The organism is Pseudomonas sp. PL-6 (genome assembly GCF_054110165.1).
Map to the genome: position 1 here is coordinate 2,310,050 of NZ_CM134189.1, position 17,006 is coordinate 2,327,055.

Here is a 17,006-nt window from a genome sequence, read left to right on the forward strand (position 1 = left end):
TGCCTACAAAAACAACTTATCGGTGAGGTGCAACATGGCTCGGTTCTTCCCACGCTCCATCCGTAATGTGATCGCCAGCGCAGCTGCAGTCGGTGCATTGCTCGCTCAGGTCCCGGCTCAGGCGGCCGAAACGCAAATCTGGAAAGACATTCAGAAGGCTGGCGTGCTGCGCTGCGGCGCGGCGGTGGCCGCTCCCTACGTCATGCGGGACGCGGCTTCCGGTCAGTACAGTGGCTACTTCGTGGATCTGTGCCGCGACTTCGGCGAGAAAGTGCTGAAGGTCAAGGTCGAATTCGTCGATACCAACTGGGACAACTTGGTGGCCGGCCTGCAGAGCACCAAATGGGATCTGGCCATGGCCCTCAATCAGACGCCGGAGCGCGCGCTTGCAGTGACCTTCTCGGTGCCGGCTACCGACTATCAGGTCTCCCTGCTGGTAAACAAGGACAACCCCAAGTTTGCTGGTGCCGGTAACGACATCGCCGATTACGACAAGGAAGGCGTCTCCTTCGCGGTGATGTCCGGTACCGCGCAGGACAAGGCGATCACCGCCGCGTTGAAGAACGCCAAGATCATGCGCCTGCCCGGGATGGACGAGACCCGTCTGGCGGTCATGTCGCGTCGTGCCGATGTGTTGGTCGACGCCAGCGATACCAACCACCTATTCGCCCTGGCCAACCCGGACTGGGCCAAGCAGGTTCTGCCGGAACCGGCCCTGGCCAAGCAGGGCGTTTCCTTCGGTCTGCGCCGCGACGTCTCGGCGGCCGATCTGCAGGTGCTGGACATCTACCTGACCCAGCGTCGCGAGACTGGCGAGATTGCCGCGCTCGTCGACAAGGCGTCCGCCGAAGTCAACGCCGCAGCCAAGCCCGCCCAGTAATCCCTGCTTAGAGCCGAGGGTTACCCGTCTGGGTAGCCCTCCCGGAGACGCTTCCATGAATACTCCCCGTTTGGTGGCTGCCCAGCCACAGTCCGCTCACACCTCCAGTACGGTGCCGGGTGGTGATTTCATCCAGTTGCGCGGTGTTTGCAAATCCTACGGCGAGCAACTGGTGGTGATGGACAACCTCACCCTGGACATGCGCGCCGACGACCGGCTGGTGATCATCGGCCCAAGCGGCAGCGGCAAGAGCTCCCTGCTGCGGGTGCTGATGGGGCTGGAGGGTATTCAAGGCGGCACCATCAGCTTTCAGGGCAAGCCCTACATCGCCGGAGGTAAGGGGTGTGGCAAGCCGCTGGACGAAGCCCTGCGCACCCAGATCGGCATGGTGTTCCAGCACTACACCCTGTTCCCGCACCTTTCGGTGCTGGGCAACCTGATCCTGGCACCGACCAAGGTGCATGGCCTGTCGAAGGCTGAGGCCACCGAGAAAGCGCGCGCCTATCTCGCGCGCCTTGGCCTGGAAAGCAAGCTGCACGCCTATCCCAGCCAGCTGTCCGGCGGCCAGAAGCAGCGTGTGGCAATTGCCCGTGCGCTGATGCTGGAGCCCAAGCTGATGCTGTTTGACGAGGTGACCTCGGCCCTTGACCCGGAAATGGTCATCGAGGTGCAGAACGTGATGATGCAACTGGCCGAGCAGAAGATGGCCATGATCATCGTCACCCACGACATGCACTTCGCCCGGCATATCGCTACCCGCGTGGTGTTCTGCGCCAACGGCAAGGTGGTCGAACAGGGCCCGCCGGAGCAGATCTTCACTCAGCCGAAAGAAGCCCGTACCCGCGAGTTCCTTGAAAAAGTCCTGCACCTGGACTGAGGGCTGCCGCCATGAACTACCAATTCGACTTCCACTTCCTGACCGGCAGCTTCGGCGCGCTCTGGGATGGCTTGAAAGTAACCCTCGAGCTGGCGCTGGTCTCCAACCTGATTGGCCTGGTGCTCGGCTTTGGCCTGTGCCTGATGACGCTGAGCCGCTGGTTCTTCATCCGCTGGCCGGCGCAGCTGTTCATTGAGTTCTTTCGCTGCACCCCGGCGCTGCTGCAGATCGTCTGGTTCTTTTACTGCGTGCCGATGCTGTTCAACGTCTTTATCGATCCGGTGGCGATGGGCTTCTTGGCGTTGGGCCTGAACCTCGCGGCCTTCAACTCCGAGGCTTATCGCGCCGGGGTGCAGGCGGTTCCTCGGGAGCACCTTGACGCCTCCATCGCCCTCGGACTGCGTTCCTGGCAGCGCACCTTCTACGTGGTGCTGCCGCAGGCCCTGCGCAGTGCTCTGCCGGTGCTGATGACCAATGGCATCGGCAGCCTGCAGCAGAGCGCGCTGGTAGCCATCGTTGCGGTCTCCGACCTGATGTACGTGGGCAAGAGCCTGGCCACCGAGGCCTACCGCCCCCTGGAAACCTACACCCTGATCGCCCTGATCTACTTCGCCCTGTCGCTGCCGATCGCGCAGCTGGTGCAGTACATCGAAAGGCGTCAGGAAGCCGCGGCTACGCGCTGAGGAGAACGTCATGACTATCGATTTTTCCGTCGTTTTCCCCTTCTGGCACATTCTGCTCAAAGGGCTTGGCCTGACCATCGCCATCACCCTGACCTGTGCAGTACTGGGCAGCCTGGCAGGCTTCGTGATCAGCCTGCTGCGCAATGTGCGCAACCCGCTGGTCAGGCTGCCGATCAGCCTCTATGTGGAGTTCTTCCGCGGCACGCCGCTGCTGATCCAGCTGTTCTGGGTGTTCTTCTGCTTCCCGGTGGTGTTCGGCCTGACGCTGTCGCCCTACGTCTCGGTGATGCTGGCGCTGATTCTCTACATGGCGGCGATTACCAGCGAGACCTTCCGCGGTGCGCTCAAATCCATCGCCAGCGAGCAGCATGACGCCTGCACGGCACTCGGGCTGACGCCGCGTGTCAAGGTGCTGTTCGTGATCTTCCCGCAGGCCCTGCTGCGGGCTACGCCGCCGCTGCTGTCGAACGTGGTCAGCCTGTTCAAGGAGAGTGCGCTGATCTCCTCGGTGGGCATCGCCGACCTGATGTTCATCGGCCAGAACATTTCCAACAGCACGGCCCGGCCGGTGGAGTTCCTCACTGCCGTCGCCGTCATCTACTTCCTTGTTGCCTTCCCCCTAACCCGTCTGGTGGGTGTGGTCGAGTCGCGAATGCTGCGTCGCTACGCCTACTAACCCCCAAGCAAGCCCCAACCGGCACCAACCTGGAGAAACACCATGCAACTGAAAGGCATCCTGCCCGCCCTCGTCACTCCCTTCGACAAGACCGGTGCGGTCGATCACGAGACCCTGGCCAACATCATCGAGTATCAACTCAAGGCTGGCGTCAGCGGTTTCGTTCCGCTCGGCTCCACCGGCGAGTACTACGCGCTGACCAACGACGAGCGGCGCCAGGTGATGGCCACCGTCAAGGAAGTGGTCGGCAACCGCGGAGTGCTGATCGCCGGCGCCAACGGCTCCTGCACCCGCGAGGTCATCGAGCAGGTCAAGCAGACCCGCGACGCCGGCTACGGCAACGTGCTGATCGCTCCGCCGTACTACGCGCTGCCGTCGCAGTCGGAGCTGATCGGCCACTACCAGGCGATCCTCGATGCGGTACCGGACGTTAACGTAGTCCTCTATAACTACCCGGTACGCACCAACGTGGAAGTCAGCTTCGAAGTGCTGGAAGCCTTTAAGGACAACGCCCGCGTCATCGCCATCAAGGAAAGTAGCGGCAACCTGCTGCGCGCCATCGAAATCGGCAACACCTACAAGGACAACTATCAGTTGTCCTGCGGTTCCGACGACCAGGCCCTGGACTTCTTCCTGTGGGGCGCCAGCAGCTGGATTTGCGGCCCGGCCAACTGCTTCCCGGATCAGGTGGTGGACTTCTACCGTAAGTATTCCTCCGGCGACCTGGCCGGTGCACAGGACGTCATGCGCTCGCTGTTCCCGGTCATGGCCAGCATGGAAGCCGGCAAGTTCATCCAGAAGGTGAAGTACGGTTGCGAGCTGGCTGGCTTCAATGCCGGCAATGCACGCATGCCGCTGCAGCCGCTGACCGACGAGGAAAAGGCCGAGTTCCGCAAGGTGTTCGAGGCTTCCCAGCGTTGATCCCACTCCGGCATCGGCTCCAATTGGAGTCGATGCCGATCATCGAGAGAGCAGCAATGACCCGTCATGTTTTCACCAGTATCGAAGGTCACACCGAAGGCATGCCGGTGCGCATGGTCGTGGGCGGAGCACCTGAGCTCAGTGGCGCCACCATGAGTGAGCGGCGCTTGCATTTTATCGAGCAGTACGACTGGATTCGCCGCGCGCTGATGCTTGAGCCGCGTGGCCATTCGCACATGTCCGGTACGCTTTTCTATCCTCCGGTCAGCGAGGAAGCCGATTTCAGTCTGCTGTTCATCGAAACCTCAGGCTGCCTACCGATGTGTGGCCATGCCACCCTCGGTTCCATCACCTTCGCCCTGGAGGCCGGGCTGGTGGCGCCCAAGCGCGAGGGTGTGGTAGCGGTCGATGTGCCGGCCGGGCAGATCAGCGCCCGCTACGAGCGCAACGGCGACAAGATCAACTCGGTGCGTTTCACCAACGTGCCGGGTTTTCTGCTGATGCGCGATGCGCAGATCGACCTGCCGGCCCTGGGCCGCCTGACGTTCGATATCGCCTACGGTGGCAATTTCTACCCGATCATCGAAGTGCAGGAAAACTACCCGGGCTGCGAGCATTTCACCCCTCAGCAACTGCTGGAGTGGGGCCGCGAGGTGCAGCGCCTGATCAACGAGAAGTACGACGTGGTGCACCCGGACAATCCTTCGATCCGTGGTGTCAAGCACTGCATGTGGACTGGCAAGCCACTGGCTGCCGACTCCCATGGTCGCGCCGTGGTCATTGCCGGCGATGACCTGGTCGACCGCTCGCCCTGTGGCACCGGCAGTTCCGCGCGTGTTGCCCAGCGCTTTGCCCGTAGCCTACTGGCCCAGGGCGAGGCCTATCGGCATGAAAGCATCATAGGCAGCCGTTTCATCGGTCGCGCCGAAATTCCGACCACGCTGGCCAGCGGCGCCAGCGCGGTCAACCCGAGCATCGAAGGCCGCGCCTTCATCACCGGTCGTTGCGAGTTCTACGTCGACGATCAGCAGCCGTACTGGGACGGTTTTTCCCTGGGCGATTTCGTGGGCAGCAAGGGGGCCGCATGAACGTTCAACAAGGTCAGGTCAAGGAAGCGGCAGTCGTCATCGGTGGCGGCATCGTCGGTGTCTGTTGCGCGCTGTACCTGCAGCGTGAAGGCTATCGGGTGACACTGGTCGACCCGGCCGCGCCCGGCGACAGCACGGCCAAGTGGAGCTGCGGGCAGATGGCCGTCAGCGAGGTCATCCCGCTGTCAAAGCCCGGCATCCTGAAGAAGATCCCGTCTTGGCTGCTGGACCAGAAGGGCCCGCTGGCCCTGCGTCCGAGCGCGCTGCCAGGCATTCTTCCGTGGTTCCTGCGCTTCGTCGCCAACGCCCGTCACTCTAAGATCGTCGAGATTGCCGAGGCCATGACCACCTTGACCGAGAAGGTCTACGAGGACTATGCGCCTTTGCTCGCCGCCTGTGCGGACAAGACCCTGCTGGGCGAGCGACCGATCATCGAAGTGTTCGACTCGCCGGCCGGCGTGATTCACGAGCGGCCCCACCTGGAGCTACGCAAGTCGTTGGGCTTCGCCTCCGAAGAGCTGGACGCCGGCGCCATCGCTGAGCTGGAGCCGAGTCTGGCCGGCAAGTTCAAGCATGGCCTGCTGTTCCCCGAGTGGCGCGCGGTTAGCGACACTGAAGGCTTTATCGCCGCGCTGACGCAGAGTTTCATCGATCAGGGCGGCGTGCGCGTGCGCGAGCAGGCCAGGCAAATCGACAGCGTCGCCGACCGCGCCACTGGCGTGACCCTGGCCAGCGGCACGCGCCTGCCGGCCGATCATGTGGTGGTCGCCGCGGGCACCGGCTCGCGCGAGTTCTTCGCGCAACTGGGGGTAGATATCCCGCTGGCCGGTATCGCCGGCTATCAGGTGGTGCTGCCCGACCCTGGCGTTGAGATCCGTCACTCGGTGATCTATGCCGATGGTGGCTTCTGTTTCAGCCCCATGACCCGCGGCCTGCAGATTGGCGGCACCATTGAGTTCGCCGGTGAGGGCGCCGAACCGAACTTCAAGCGCGCCGACATCATCTTGGAGAAAGCCCAGCGCATCCTGCCGCAGCTCAAGACGGCGGGGCTCGAATACGGCGTGGGCTATCGCCCGTTCCTGCCGGATACCAAGCCGGTCATCGACCGTTCGGCGCGCCTGCCCAACGTACTCATGGCCTTCGGCCACGGCCAACTGGGCCTGACCCTAGGTGCCACCACCGGGCGGCTGATCGCCGACCTAGCAGCGGGGCGACCCACTGCCCAGAACCTGACCCCATTCAGCGCCAAGCGCTTCGCCCTTATTGGAGGACTCGCATGAACACGTACGACCAGCTCTATATCAACGGCCAGTGGGTGGCGCCAGTAAAAGGCGGCATCTTCGAGACGCGCGACCCGAGCAGCGAGGAAATGCTGGCCGCGGTCGCCGCCGCCACCGCGGAGGATGTCGACCTGGCCGTCAGGGCCGCGCGCCGGGCCTTCGACGAAGGTCCCTGGCCGAGCATGAGCGGTGCAGCGCGCGCCGCCGTGCTGCGGCGCATTGCCCAGGGCATCCGCGACCGCCAGCAGGAGCTAGCCGAGCTGGAAGTGCGCGACAACGGCAAGCCGCTGCCCGAGGCACTCTGGGATATCGGCGACACCGCTGGCTGCTTCGATTTCTATGCCGACCTCGCCGAAGACCTCGACGGCCATGCCGAGCAGCCTGTGGCGCTGGCCGATGAGCGCTTCAGCTCGGTGGCGCGCAAGGAGCCGGTTGGCGTCGCCGGCGCCATCATCCCCTGGAATTTCCCGATGTTGATGGCCGCCTGGAAGGTCGCCCCGGCACTGGCGGCCGGTTGCAGCATGGTGCTCAAGCCTTCTGAGCTGACCCCGCTGACAGCCTTGGAGCTGGCGCGTATCGCCCACAAGGCCGGGCTGCCGGCCGGCGTGCTGAACGTGGTCACCGGTCTAGGGCCGGATGCCGGTGCGCCGCTGGCCGAGCACCCTGGCATCGACAAGCTGGCCTTTACCGGCAGCGTACCGACCGGCAGCCGGATCATGCAGGCCGCCGCCAAGGACATCAAAAACATCAGCCTGGAGCTGGGCGGCAAGTCGCCGTTCATCGTCTTCGCCGACAGCGACATCGAGGCCGCCGTCGAGTGGATCATGTTCGGCATCTTCTGGAACCAGGGCCAGGTCTGCTCCGCGACCTCCCGCGTGCTGGTGCAGCGCGAGCTTTACGCGCCGCTGATCGAGCGCCTGAAGCAGGAAGCCGAGAAAGTGCGCATCGGCAACGGGATGGAGGAGGGCGTGCTGCTCGGTCCGCTGGTCAATAAGAGCCAGTACGACAAGGTGCGCGAAGCCATCGTGCGGGGGCGCGAGGAGGGCGCCAAGCTGGTCTACGGCGGCGAACGGCCGGCCGGTTTCGCCAAGGGCTTCTATCTGCAACCGACCATCTTCGCCGACGTGCCGGAGGACAGCTGGATCTGGAACGAGGAAATCTTCGGCCCAGTGGTGTGCATCCGTCCGTTCGATGACGAAGCCGAGGCACTGCGCAGCGCCAACAACTCGCGCTTCGGCCTGGCAGCCGCGGTGATGTCCAAGGACCTGCCGCGCGCCGAGCGCGTCGCCCGTAAGCTGCGCGCCGGCATCGTCTGGATCAACTGCTCGCAGCCGACCTTTACCGAGGCGCCCTGGGGCGGTTACAAGCAGAGCGGTATCGGTCGCGAGCTGGGCGAGTGGGGCCTGAATAACTATCTGGAAACCAAGCAGATCACTCGCTACGACAGCGAGCAACCCTGGGCCTGGTACATCAAGTGAGGTAACCGCCATGCGCTGGAAGAAAACGCTGCAACTGGTGGACGTGCACTGCGAAGGTGAGATCGGCAAGGTAATCACTGGGGGCGTCGTCGGCATCCCCGGCGAGACCATGTTGGACAAGATGAACTACATCAACGAGGTCGACGACAGCTTGCGCCGCCTGGTGATGTTGGAGCCGCGCGGCTGCCTGCAGATGTCGGTCAACCTGTTGCTGCCGCCGATCCGGCCGGAAGCGCAGGCCGGTTTCATCGTGCTGCAGGCCGACAAGGCTCACCCGATGTCCGGCAGCAACTGTATCTGCGTGGTCACCGCCCTGCTGGAGTTGGGGATGGTGCCGATGCAGGAGCCGGAAACCACAGTCGTGCTGGACACTCCGGCCGGCCAGGTGACCGCCCGTGCGCGCTGCGCTGACGGGCGCTGCCTGAGCGTGTCGCTGGACATGGTGCCGTCGTTCGTCGAGTACCTTGACGTGGCCATCGACACCGAGGCGTTCGGCACGATCAAGGCCGACATCGCTTTCGGTGGCGTGTACTACGCCCTGGTCGACGTGGATCAGGTGGGTATGAGCATCGCGCCGGAGAATGCCCGCGAGCTGGCCGCTGCCGGTGTGGCGCTGAAGGAGTTGATCAACCGCCAGGTGAGCGTCCAGCACCCGTTGTTCGCGGCGCTCAACGACGTTGCCTATGTGATGTTCCGCAATCGCCTGGATGGCCGCACCTACCAGACCTGCACCACCCTGCCACCGGGCCGCGTCGATCGCTCGCCCTGCGGTACCGGCAGCTCGGCCAACCTGGCGACGCTGGCGGCACGTGGTCTGGTCGAGGAGGGCGATCAACTGGTCTCGCGCTCCACCATCGGTGGCGAGTTCCAGGTGCAGTTGCTCGGCCGCAGCGAGGTTGGTGGTCGGCCTGCAGTGTTGCCGCGGATCACCGGACGCGCCTGGATCTACGGCATCCAGCAACTTGGGGTAGACCCGGACGATCCCCTGGCTGCGGGCTTCATGCTCAGCGATACCTGGGGGCCGGCGTTTCCCCAGTGAGTGCGTAACACCGGGGCGGGCCAGTCGGCCCGTCCGAACCTGCGGGAGCAGTTCCATGGGCGTAGTTGAGATCAAAGCACAAAGCAGTGCCAAGAGACACGGTGGTCGCTATATCTATGAGGCGCTGCGCAGGCAGATCCTTACGCTCCAACTCAAGCCCGGTGCACAGTTAGACGAGGTGTCGCTGGCGGCGCAGTTCGGCGTGTCCCGTTCACCGGTACGCGATGCTCTGGCGAGGCTGATCAGCGAAGGGCTGGTGACCATCCTGCCCAATCGCACCATGCTGGTGACGCCCTTCGAGATTGAGGAGTTTCCCAACTACATCGCCGCGCTGGACCTGACCCAGCGCGCGGTGACCCGGCTCGCCGCGATCAACCGCACCGAGCAGGATCTGCAGCGCATTCGCCAGGCCAATGTCGCCTATGTCGAGGCGTTGGGGCAGGGTAGCTTCGAGGCCATGTCCGAGCTGAACAAGGCCTTCCATATGGAGATCGCCAGGGCAGGGCACAATCCCTATTTCACCACCTACTACGAGAAACTGCTGGGCGAGGGGCAGCGCCTGCTGCACCTGCATTTCGACTTCATCGTCAGCTCGCAGGGGCTCAGCGGCGCCGATCAGGACCACGACAGCATCATCGAGGCCATCGCCAACCGTCAGGCGGACCTGGCCGAGCAGGCCTCCCACGAGCACACCGTTCTGTTCCGTGATCGCTTCCTGGAGTTCATGAAGCAGAACCTCACCAAGAGCGTCTCGATCCGCTAGCCGCCACGTCTAGTTGCCGAAAGCCGAGGAACCGCCATGTTCAAACCCGTGCTGGCGCTGATGAATCGCGCCCGCTATGTGCAGAAATTCGCCATCATCCTGGCGGTATTCATGTTGCCGTTCTGCTGGCTGGCGCTGGACAAGCTTGGCGGCCTTTACCGCGAGCTGCAGGACGCCCGCGAAGAGCTGCAGGGGGTGGCGGTGATCGAGCAGTACTTGCCGCTGTATCGTGCATCGTTGGGACTGGTCGGCTTGCAACTGGTTGGCCACGCACGGCAAGGCAATGAGCTGGCCGCGGCCCTAGACGAGCAGCGGCAAGACCTGGCGCAAGCTGCGCAGGCGCTGAATGCCAGGCTGGATGGACCGTCCCTGGCCGCCTACTGGGTCGATGAGGATGTCCAGGCTAGCCCGGCAAAGCTGCACAACGACCTGCCGGTCGCTGCCCTGTACGCCGGGCTGCTGCATGGCCGTTCGGAGCATGCTGCGCGGCTAAGGAGTATCGCCCGCGACGCGCATCTAAGTCAGGACCGCGACGCCGAGGTCGGCCGTGCGGTCGACCTGCTGCTCGGCACCGCGCTGCCGCTGTACCAAGCGCTATACCAGACCCGCGCCTTTGCCAGTTATGTCACCGCCTACGGCTACCTGGAGTCCGCCTCAAGAACCAGCATCCTCAGTCAGACCAGCAGCCTCGAGCCTTTCGCTCAAGAGTCCCTCGATGCCGGTGCCACGCAGGCTAACGCCCTTATCGCCGAAGCCGCCGCGCAGGCGCGCGACCTCTATCAGGAGACCATCATCGCTGGCTATGCCGCCAGTGCCTTCTACGACGAGGACTCGACCGCGCTCTGGGCCGAGCGCTGGCAGGCTTATGCACCGATGTTCGAACGCCTGGACAGCGCAACGCAGCTGCTGCTGGACGACACGGCGGCGATTCTTACCGCGCGCATCGCCGCCCGCGAGCGCACGCTGTTGGGCTGGATCGCCTCGCTACTGCTGGTGGTCGCCAGCCTGATCTACCTGTTCGTAGGCTTCTATCTGTCGGTGCGCGGTTCGATCCGCCTGATCACCGACGCCACCTGCCGCCTGGCCGACGGCGACCTGCGCCACGGCATCCGCGCCAGCGCGCGCGACGAGCTGGGCGACCTGGCCGGCGACTTCAACACCATGCGCGAGCGCATGCGGGCACTGATCGCCGAGGTGGTGCAGTTCTCCGACGCTACCCACGGCAAGGCCACCCAGGTCAGCGACACGGCGGGCCACTCACAGCTCGCCGCGACCCGCCAGGCCAGCGAGCTGGAGTTGATCTCCACGGCCATGGCCGAGCTGGTGGGCAGCGTGCAGGAAATCAGCCGCAGCTCGCACTCCACCTCCGACCGCGCCAGCCACGCCAGCGCCAACTGCAAGAACGGCGGGGCGAAGATCGAGCGGGTTATGGGCAGCATCGATGCGCTGTTCGCCGAGCTCGACGAGTCGATCACGGCGATCGCCGCCGTCGAACGCGAGAGCCAGGAGATTGCCCGGGTGGTGGAGATGATTCGCAGCGTCTCGCAGCAGACCAACCTGCTGGCGCTCAACGCCGCCATCGAGGCGGCGCGGGCCGGCGAGCAGGGCCGTGGCTTCGCCGTGGTCGCCGACGAGGTGCGCAGCCTGGCCACGCATTCCCAGGGGCTGACGGGGGAGATCGACGGCACCATCGAGCGCCTGCAGCGCGAGGTGGGCAACGCGGTGCGGCGCATCCGCTGCACCCACGACAGTGCTGGCGAGGTGGTGCATCAGGCGCGGCTGGCCGCGGAGGCCTTCGCCGATATCACCGAGGGCATGTCGGAGATCGTCCAGCACAATCTGCAGATTGCCGCGGCGGCCGAGCAACAGGCCGCCGTGGTCGAGAGCGTGGAGCGCAACACCCGCGAGATCCGCGCCCTGAGCAGTGCGACTCGCGTATCTGCCGACGACATGGTGCGCGCCAGCGACGAGGTGGCTGAACTGACCGGCAGCCTGCATCGCCTGGTCGGCCAGTTCAAAATGTAACGCCTGCGGGGCCTTGTTCTGCGCCACGCCATAGTCTGGCGTCGAGGCCTTGCGTTACTCTTGACGGCATTAGCCCGTTTTTGCAGTCGGGCACCAGGCAATGGTAGGAAATCACCGATGAGCAACGATGCAGTAGAACCGGAAGGCAATGGGCGACGGCATGGCGGACGCTATATCTACGAGGAGCTGCGCAAGCAGATCCTCACGCTGAAGCTCAAGCCTGGCTCTCCGCTGGATGAAGTGTCGCTGGCCGCCCAGTTCGGCCTGTCCCGTTCACCGGTTCGCGATGCCCTGGCGCGGCTTATCACCGAGGGGCTGGTGACAATCCTGCCGAACCGTACCACCTTGGTTACGCCGTTCGAGATCGAGGAGTTTCCCAACTACGTCGCCGCCCTCGACCTGATCCAGCGCGCAGTCACCCGGCTCGCCGCGCTGCAGCGCACTGACGAAGACATGCGGCGCATCCGTGCCGCCGAGGACGCCTATATGGTGTCGATTTCCAAGGGCGACTTCCAGGCCATGACCGAGCTGAACAAGAAGCTGCATCTGGAAATTGCACAAGCCGGCAAGAATCCTTACCTGACCAGTTACTACGAACGGCTGTTGGGGGAGGGGCAGCGTCTGCTGCATCTGCATTTTGACTTCATCATCAGCACTGCCAGTTCGTCAGGCCTGGGGCGCGATCATGAAGAGATCGTCGAGGCAATCGCCGCCCGCGATGCCGATGCGGCAGAGAACGCCGCGCATGAGCACACGATGCTGTTCCAGCGCAGGTTCTTGGACTTTATGCAGCAGAATCTGACGGCGACGATGACCATTTCATGATTTCTCCGCCATAGGCTGCAGTGCGAATGAAATCTGAATCGCCCCGGCTTTTCTAGACACTCTCTAAGCTGCGGCTGTCGCGTGCGTAGCAAGACATCTTTTACCAGCTCTGTTTCTGCCTGGCCGTTGAGTCTCTGGCTTAGCCGTTGATCGGGCGGCTTCTCGCTCGCCTAAAATCAAGATAATGTAGAGATCGAACGATTTATGTGAGATTACTACATTGCAAGATTGGCTCTGCTTGGTAATGGCTTTGCCTACGGCCAATGCTGCCGAGCGCATGCGCGCCTGGCGAGCGTTGAAGGGGGCGGGGGCCGCGGTGCTGCGCGATGGGGTGTACCTGCTGCCGGACCGGCCGGTCTGTCGAGAAACCCTGTCGGCGGTCGAACGCGACATCCTCGACAGCGAGGGTTACGTCTGCCTGTTGCCGGTATGCGATCCGCATGGGGAGCGATTCATTTCCCTGTTCGCGCGTGCGGAGGACTACGCCAAGCTGCGTGCAGAGGTAGATGCACAGCTCGCGCAGCTGGCTCCCGACACCGCGCTTGCGGTCATGCGCCAGGCGCGAAAACTGCGCAAGGCCTTTGCCCAGATCCAGGACATCGACTTCTTCCCCGGGGCGGACCAGCAGCAAACCGACGCCCAGTTGCGCGAGCTGGAGGTTGCGATCAGTCGCACGCTGTCCAGAGACGAGCCCTGCAGTCACGAGCAGGAGATCGAGCGACTGTCTCTGGCGGAGTTCAAGGGGCGGGTCTGGGCCACGCGTAACCGGCCCTGGGTCGACCGCTTGGCCAGTGCCTGGCTGATCCGGCGCTTCATCGACCCCTCGGCACGCATCATCTGGCTGCCGTCTGCGGACGACTGTCCTGACGAGGCCTTGGGCTTCGACTTCGATGGTGCGAGTTTCAGCCATGTCGGCAACCGCGTCACCTTCGAAACCCTGCAGGCCAGCTTCGCCCTGGAGGCACCCGGTCTGCGGCGCATGGCCGCACTGGTGCATTACCTCGACATTGGCGGTGCCCAGCCTGCCGAGGCCGCCGGCGTGGAACGGGTGCTCGCCGGCCTGCGGGCCAGCCTGGAAAACGATGATCAACTGCTGGATGCCGCCTGCGCCATCTTCGATGGCTTGTTGGTGGCCTTTGGCAAAGAAGGACAGAACGATGAATGAGACGATTATGCAACCCGATGAGCAGGCACTGCCGCGCCGCGAATCCGTCAGTTTCTGGCAGGCCCTGCTGTTCTGGCTCAAGCTCGGTTTCATCAGCTTCGGTGGGCCGGCCGGGCAGATCGCGATCATGCACCAGGAGCTGGTGGAGCGGCGGCGCTGGATTTCCGAGCGGCGTTTCCTCCACGCGCTGAACTACTGCATGTTGCTGCCGGGGCCGGAGGCCCAGCAGTTGGCCACCTACATCGGCTGGCTGTTGCACCGCACCTGGGGCGGAGTGATCGCCGGGGTTCTGTTCGTGCTGCCGTCGCTGCTGATCCTGATCGTCCTGTCCTGGGTCTATATCGCCTTCGGCGACGTGCCGCTGGTGGCAGGGATCTTCTACGGCATCAAGCCGGCGGTGACTGCCATCGTGTTGCAGGCGGCCCATCGCATCGGCTCGCGTGCACTGAAGAACAACTGGCTGTGGGCCATCGCCGGCGCCTCGTTCGTGGCCATCTTCGCCCTCAATCTACCGTTCCCGCTGATCGTGCTGGGAGCGGCGCTGATCGGTTACCTGGGTGGGCGTTACGCGCCGGCCAAGTTCAGTGTCGGCGGCGGCCATGCGGCGGCCGACAAGTCTTACGGCCCGGCGCTGATCGACGACGACACCCCGCCACCGGCGCATGCGCGCTTTCGCTGGTCGCGCCTGGCGCTGATCCTGCTGGTGGGCGCCGCGCTGTGGCTGCTGCCGATGGGCCTGCTCACCGCGCTGTTCGGCTGGGACGGCAGCCTGACGCAGATGGGCTGGTTCTTCACCAAGGCCGCACTGCTCACCTTCGGCGGCGCCTACGCGGTGCTGCCCTACGTCTACCAGGGCGCGGTCGGCCATTATGGTTGGCTGACGCCGACACAAATGATCGACGGCCTGGCCCTGGGCGAAACCACGCCGGGGCCGCTGATCATGGTGGTGGCCTTCGTCGGCTTCGTCGGCGCCTACGTGCAGCCGGTGTTCGGTGGTGACTCGGCTTTCGTCAGCGGCGCGCTGGCGGCCTGCCTGGTCACCTGGTTCACCTTCCTGCCGTCGTTTCTGTTCATCCTCGCCGGCGGGCCGCTGGTGGAATCGACCCACGGCGAGCTGAAGTTCACCGCGCCGCTGACCGGTATCACCGCGGCGGTGGTCGGGGTGATCCTCAATCTGGCGCTGTTCTTCGGTTACCACGTGCTCTGGCCGCAGGGCTTTTCCGGCAGTTTCGACTGGCCCTCGGCGCTGATCGCCCTGGGCGCGGCCGTGGCCCTGCTGCGCTTCAAGCGCGGGGTGATCCAGGTTTTGCTGGGTTGTGCCCTGGTCGGGCTGGCGGTGCATCTGCTGCGTTGATGGAGGCAATCATGGCGCGTATCTCGATCTGCGAACTGGCCGAGTGGCAGGCTGCCGGCCGTACCTTCACCCTGCTGGATGTGCGGCGCGCCAGTGCGCGTCAGGCCGATGCGGCGCAGATCGCGGGCGCCCGCTGGCGCGATCCAGAGGCCTTGCTCACCTGGAAGGATCAGGTGCCGCGCGACAGACCGGCGATTCTCTACTGCGCCCATGGCCATGAGCTCAGCCAGGGCTGCGCCGCCACCTTGCGCGCCATGGGCCTGGATGCGCGCTACCTGATCGACGGTTTCGCCGGCTGGCGTGCGGCCGGTCAACCCCTGCAAACGCTGGAATGAGTGGGAGGTGCGTATGAAGTGGATTACCCGTGAGCGGCCGAAAATCGACCGCATCGCCTGTCCCTGGCTGATCAGCCGGTTCATCGATGCCGACGCCGAGTTTCTCTACGTTGCCAGTGCGGACGTGCTGCGTCTGTCCCAGGAACTGGGGGCGGTGCCCTATGACATTCCGGGGGCCGAGCTGTCGCACGTTGGCGAGCAGTGCAGTTTCGACGCCTTCCTCGCCAAGTACCGGCTGCAAGAGCCGGCCTTGCAGCAACTGGCGGCCATCGTCAGGGGCGCCGACACGTCGCGGCTCGACCTCACCGCGCAGTCGGCCGGTCTCTATGCGATTTCTCTGGGGTTGTCGCACTGTTTTGCCGACGACCACGAGATGTTGCGTCATGGCCTGGTGCAAGCACTGCCAGGGCGAGTCGCACAACTGGCCGCCCGCGCTGTGAGGCGGCCGGTCTTGGCGGGCTTCGCTGGCGGTCAGGGCATGGCACTGCGCAGCACATGCAGCGCCAGCAGGTGCCCCGGATAGAACAGGTAGCCCCAGCGGTCGACGGGCCAGATCTTCAACGGCAGGGCTCGGTGCAACAGGTGGAGCCCCAGCAGCGCAGCCGCACAGGCCATCGCGAACGACGCCAGGGTATCCGGCACCAGGCCCAGCTCGGCAAACCAGCGGTTGCGGCCGTTGGCCAGCACCGCCAGGGCGGCAGGCAACCACCACCAGCGCAGCCCCTTCAGCCCTTGGACAAAGGCGGCCGGCAACAGTACGCCGAGTACGCCGTACATCAGCTGCCGATGCAGCAGGATGGCGATCAGCACCGTCGCCGCTGCCAGCAGCAGGCTGGTGCGCTCACCATGGTGGACGCCCCAGGCGACCATCAGCCCCAGCAGTAGGGTTGGCATCACGTTGTGCGTCGAGCTTTCTGGCGACAGCAGGCGATAGGGCAGCTCCGACAGCAGGGCGAAAGCCATCAGCCAGCCGAGGTAGCGCGCGTTGCCCTCGCTGAACAGCTCGCCGGGACGGGTCCTGGCCACGTTGGCGGCGATGCCCAGGCAAAACAGCGGGAAAGCCAGGCGGCCGACGACGAACAGGCCATAGGCGTCCGGCCACAGGTAGCGCAGGTGGTCGAGCAGCATGCTGAGCATGGCCAGCCACTTGACCAGGTCGAGCCCCGCATCCCGTCTCATCCCATGACTCCGAGCGTCAGCGCCGCCAGCACCAGGTAGCGCCCGGCCTTGGCCACCAGCACGATCAGCAGGAAACTCCAGAACGGCTCGCGCAGGACGCCGGCGATCACGCACAGCGGATCGCCGATGATCGGCACCCAGCTCAGCAGCAGGGACCAGCGTCCGTAACGGTGGTAGGCCTGCCGGGCGCGCTGCAGTTTGTCTTCCGGCACCTGAAACCAGCGTCTGTGGCGAAGGTGCTCGATATAGCGGCCCAGCAGCCAGTTGGCGGCCGAACCCAGTACGTTGCCGGTCGTGGCGACCAGGAGCAACAGCGCAGTCGGCTGTTCAGCGGCCAGCAGCAGGCCGACCAGCACCGTCTCCGATTGCATCGGCAGCAGGGTGGCGGCACCGAAGGCCGCGACGAACAGCCCCAGATAGGCGGAGAAGGCCCACACC

18 protein-coding genes and 1 pseudogene are annotated in these 17,006 nt (G+C 64.5%); 17 read left to right on the forward strand and 2 right to left on the reverse strand.

Annotated elements, in window-relative coordinates; translation table 11 throughout:
• Positions 1-34 precede the first annotated feature (34 nt).
• The 17 genes and pseudogenes from ACW9UL_RS10735 (at position 35) to ACW9UL_RS10815 (ending at position 15,912) form a co-directional block, all read left to right on the forward strand.
• On the forward strand, positions 35-880 hold the full coding sequence (locus tag ACW9UL_RS10735) for a transporter substrate-binding domain-containing protein (RefSeq protein ID WP_457790747.1): 846 nt from the start codon (positions 35-37) through the stop codon (positions 878-880).
• A gap of 55 nt (positions 881-935) precedes the next feature.
• On the forward strand, positions 936-1,757 hold the full coding sequence (locus ACW9UL_RS10740; RefSeq protein ID WP_457790748.1) for an amino acid ABC transporter ATP-binding protein: 822 nt from the start codon (positions 936-938) through the stop codon (positions 1,755-1,757).
• A gap of 11 nt (positions 1,758-1,768) precedes the next feature.
• Entirely contained in the window at positions 1,769-2,440 is a 672-nt protein-coding gene (locus tag ACW9UL_RS10745; protein ID WP_457790750.1) for an amino acid ABC transporter permease, read from the forward strand.
• Between the two features lie 10 nt (positions 2,441-2,450).
• Entirely contained in the window at positions 2,451-3,116 is a 666-nt protein-coding gene (locus ACW9UL_RS10750; RefSeq protein WP_457790752.1) for an amino acid ABC transporter permease, read from the forward strand.
• 42 nt (positions 3,117-3,158) lie between these two features.
• Complete coding sequence (dapA, locus tag ACW9UL_RS10755; RefSeq protein ID WP_457790753.1) at positions 3,159-4,037, forward strand: 4-hydroxy-tetrahydrodipicolinate synthase; 879 nt, start codon at positions 3,159-3,161, stop codon at positions 4,035-4,037.
• Positions 4,038-4,093: 56 nt separating this feature from the next.
• The gene (locus ACW9UL_RS10760) at positions 4,094-5,125 is read left to right on the forward strand and encodes a 4-hydroxyproline epimerase (RefSeq protein WP_457790755.1); all 1,032 of its coding nucleotides are present in this window, start codon (positions 4,094-4,096) and stop codon (positions 5,123-5,125) included.
• Complete coding sequence (locus ACW9UL_RS10765) at positions 5,122-6,405, forward strand: NAD(P)/FAD-dependent oxidoreductase (protein WP_457790757.1); 1,284 nt, start codon at positions 5,122-5,124, stop codon at positions 6,403-6,405. Before ACW9UL_RS10760 ends, ACW9UL_RS10765 begins: the two co-directional genes overlap by 4 nt.
• A complete protein-coding gene (locus ACW9UL_RS10770) occupies positions 6,402-7,883 on the forward strand; it encodes an aldehyde dehydrogenase family protein (protein ID WP_457790759.1) in 1,482 nt (493 codons plus the stop codon). Before ACW9UL_RS10765 ends, ACW9UL_RS10770 begins: the two co-directional genes overlap by 4 nt.
• A 10-nt stretch (positions 7,884-7,893) precedes the next feature.
• Positions 7,894-8,922, forward strand: coding sequence for a proline racemase family protein (locus ACW9UL_RS10775; RefSeq protein WP_457790761.1), 1,029 nt, complete (start codon positions 7,894-7,896; stop codon positions 8,920-8,922).
• A gap of 55 nt (positions 8,923-8,977) precedes the next feature.
• Positions 8,978-9,685: a GntR family transcriptional regulator gene (locus ACW9UL_RS10780; protein WP_457790763.1), complete on the forward strand. Its 708-nt coding sequence runs from the start codon at positions 8,978-8,980 to the stop codon at positions 9,683-9,685.
• Positions 9,686-10,558: 873 nt separating this feature from the next.
• Positions 10,559-10,852: pseudogene (locus tag ACW9UL_RS10785) on the forward strand (HAMP domain-containing protein); the annotation flags it as partial.
• A gap of 144 nt (positions 10,853-10,996) precedes the next feature.
• Complete coding sequence (locus ACW9UL_RS10790) at positions 10,997-11,710, forward strand: methyl-accepting chemotaxis protein (protein WP_457790941.1); 714 nt, start codon at positions 10,997-10,999, stop codon at positions 11,708-11,710.
• A gap of 117 nt (positions 11,711-11,827) precedes the next feature.
• A complete protein-coding gene (locus tag ACW9UL_RS10795; RefSeq protein ID WP_457790764.1) occupies positions 11,828-12,535 on the forward strand; it encodes a GntR family transcriptional regulator in 708 nt (235 codons plus the stop codon).
• Between the two features lie 220 nt (positions 12,536-12,755).
• The gene (locus ACW9UL_RS10800; RefSeq protein WP_457790766.1) at positions 12,756-13,700 is read left to right on the forward strand and encodes a chromate resistance protein ChrB domain-containing protein; all 945 of its coding nucleotides are present in this window, start codon (positions 12,756-12,758) and stop codon (positions 13,698-13,700) included.
• A complete protein-coding gene (gene chrA / locus ACW9UL_RS10805) occupies positions 13,693-15,054 on the forward strand; it encodes a chromate efflux transporter (protein WP_457790768.1) in 1,362 nt (453 codons plus the stop codon). The genes ACW9UL_RS10800 and chrA overlap by 8 nt, the downstream gene beginning before the upstream one ends.
• Before the next feature lie 11 nt (positions 15,055-15,065).
• Positions 15,066-15,389 (forward strand): rhodanese-like domain-containing protein, encoded by a 324-nt coding sequence (locus ACW9UL_RS10810; RefSeq protein ID WP_457790771.1) that lies wholly within the window; start codon positions 15,066-15,068, stop codon positions 15,387-15,389.
• Positions 15,390-15,402: 13 nt separating this feature from the next.
• Positions 15,403-15,912, forward strand: coding sequence for a chromate resistance protein ChrB domain-containing protein (locus ACW9UL_RS10815; protein ID WP_457790773.1), 510 nt, complete (start codon positions 15,403-15,405; stop codon positions 15,910-15,912).
• On the opposite strand, the gene ACW9UL_RS10820 is transcribed toward ACW9UL_RS10815, so the two are convergent.
• Both ACW9UL_RS10820 and ACW9UL_RS10825 read right to left on the reverse strand, forming a co-directional pair.
• Positions 15,861-16,568 carry a TraX family protein gene (locus ACW9UL_RS10820; RefSeq protein ID WP_457790775.1) on the reverse strand — a complete coding sequence of 236 codons (708 nt, stop codon included), beginning with the start codon at positions 16,566-16,568 and terminating at the stop codon, positions 15,861-15,863. The genes ACW9UL_RS10815 and ACW9UL_RS10820 overlap by 52 nt on opposite strands.
• Positions 16,565-17,005 carry a YqaA family protein gene (locus tag ACW9UL_RS10825; protein WP_457790777.1) on the reverse strand — a complete coding sequence of 147 codons (441 nt, stop codon included), beginning with the start codon at positions 17,003-17,005 and terminating at the stop codon, positions 16,565-16,567. The genes ACW9UL_RS10820 and ACW9UL_RS10825 overlap by 4 nt, the downstream gene beginning before the upstream one ends.
• Position 17,006: the final 1 nt, after the last annotated feature.

What these genes read in the sequence shown, in the direction of transcription:
- ACW9UL_RS10735 (WP_457790747.1), top strand. Translation starts at nt 35, where the DNA reads ATGGCTCGGTTCTTCCCACGCTCCATCCGTAATGTGATCGCCAGCGCA.
- ACW9UL_RS10740 (WP_457790748.1), top strand. Translation starts at nt 936, where the DNA reads ATGAATACTCCCCGTTTGGTGGCTGCCCAGCCACAGTCCGCTCACACC.
- ACW9UL_RS10745 (WP_457790750.1), top strand. Translation starts at nt 1,769, where the DNA reads ATGAACTACCAATTCGACTTCCACTTCCTGACCGGCAGCTTCGGCGCG.
- ACW9UL_RS10750 (WP_457790752.1), top strand. Translation starts at nt 2,451, where the DNA reads ATGACTATCGATTTTTCCGTCGTTTTCCCCTTCTGGCACATTCTGCTC.
- dapA (WP_457790753.1), top strand. Translation starts at nt 3,159, where the DNA reads ATGCAACTGAAAGGCATCCTGCCCGCCCTCGTCACTCCCTTCGACAAG.
- ACW9UL_RS10760 (WP_457790755.1), top strand. Translation starts at nt 4,094, where the DNA reads ATGACCCGTCATGTTTTCACCAGTATCGAAGGTCACACCGAAGGCATG.
- ACW9UL_RS10765 (WP_457790757.1), top strand. Translation starts at nt 5,122, where the DNA reads ATGAACGTTCAACAAGGTCAGGTCAAGGAAGCGGCAGTCGTCATCGGT.
- ACW9UL_RS10770 (WP_457790759.1), top strand. Translation starts at nt 6,402, where the DNA reads ATGAACACGTACGACCAGCTCTATATCAACGGCCAGTGGGTGGCGCCA.
- ACW9UL_RS10775 (WP_457790761.1), top strand. Translation starts at nt 7,894, where the DNA reads ATGCGCTGGAAGAAAACGCTGCAACTGGTGGACGTGCACTGCGAAGGT.
- ACW9UL_RS10780 (WP_457790763.1), top strand. Translation starts at nt 8,978, where the DNA reads ATGGGCGTAGTTGAGATCAAAGCACAAAGCAGTGCCAAGAGACACGGT.
- ACW9UL_RS10790 (WP_457790941.1), top strand. Translation starts at nt 10,997, where the DNA reads ATGGCCGAGCTGGTGGGCAGCGTGCAGGAAATCAGCCGCAGCTCGCAC.
- ACW9UL_RS10795 (WP_457790764.1), top strand. Translation starts at nt 11,828, where the DNA reads ATGAGCAACGATGCAGTAGAACCGGAAGGCAATGGGCGACGGCATGGC.
- chrA (WP_457790768.1), top strand. Translation starts at nt 13,693, where the DNA reads ATGAATGAGACGATTATGCAACCCGATGAGCAGGCACTGCCGCGCCGC.
- ACW9UL_RS10810 (WP_457790771.1), top strand. Translation starts at nt 15,066, where the DNA reads ATGGCGCGTATCTCGATCTGCGAACTGGCCGAGTGGCAGGCTGCCGGC.
- ACW9UL_RS10815 (WP_457790773.1), top strand. Translation starts at nt 15,403, where the DNA reads ATGAAGTGGATTACCCGTGAGCGGCCGAAAATCGACCGCATCGCCTGT.
- ACW9UL_RS10820 (WP_457790775.1), bottom strand. Translation starts at nt 16,568, where the DNA reads ATGAGACGGGATGCGGGGCTCGACCTGGTCAAGTGGCTGGCCATGCTC.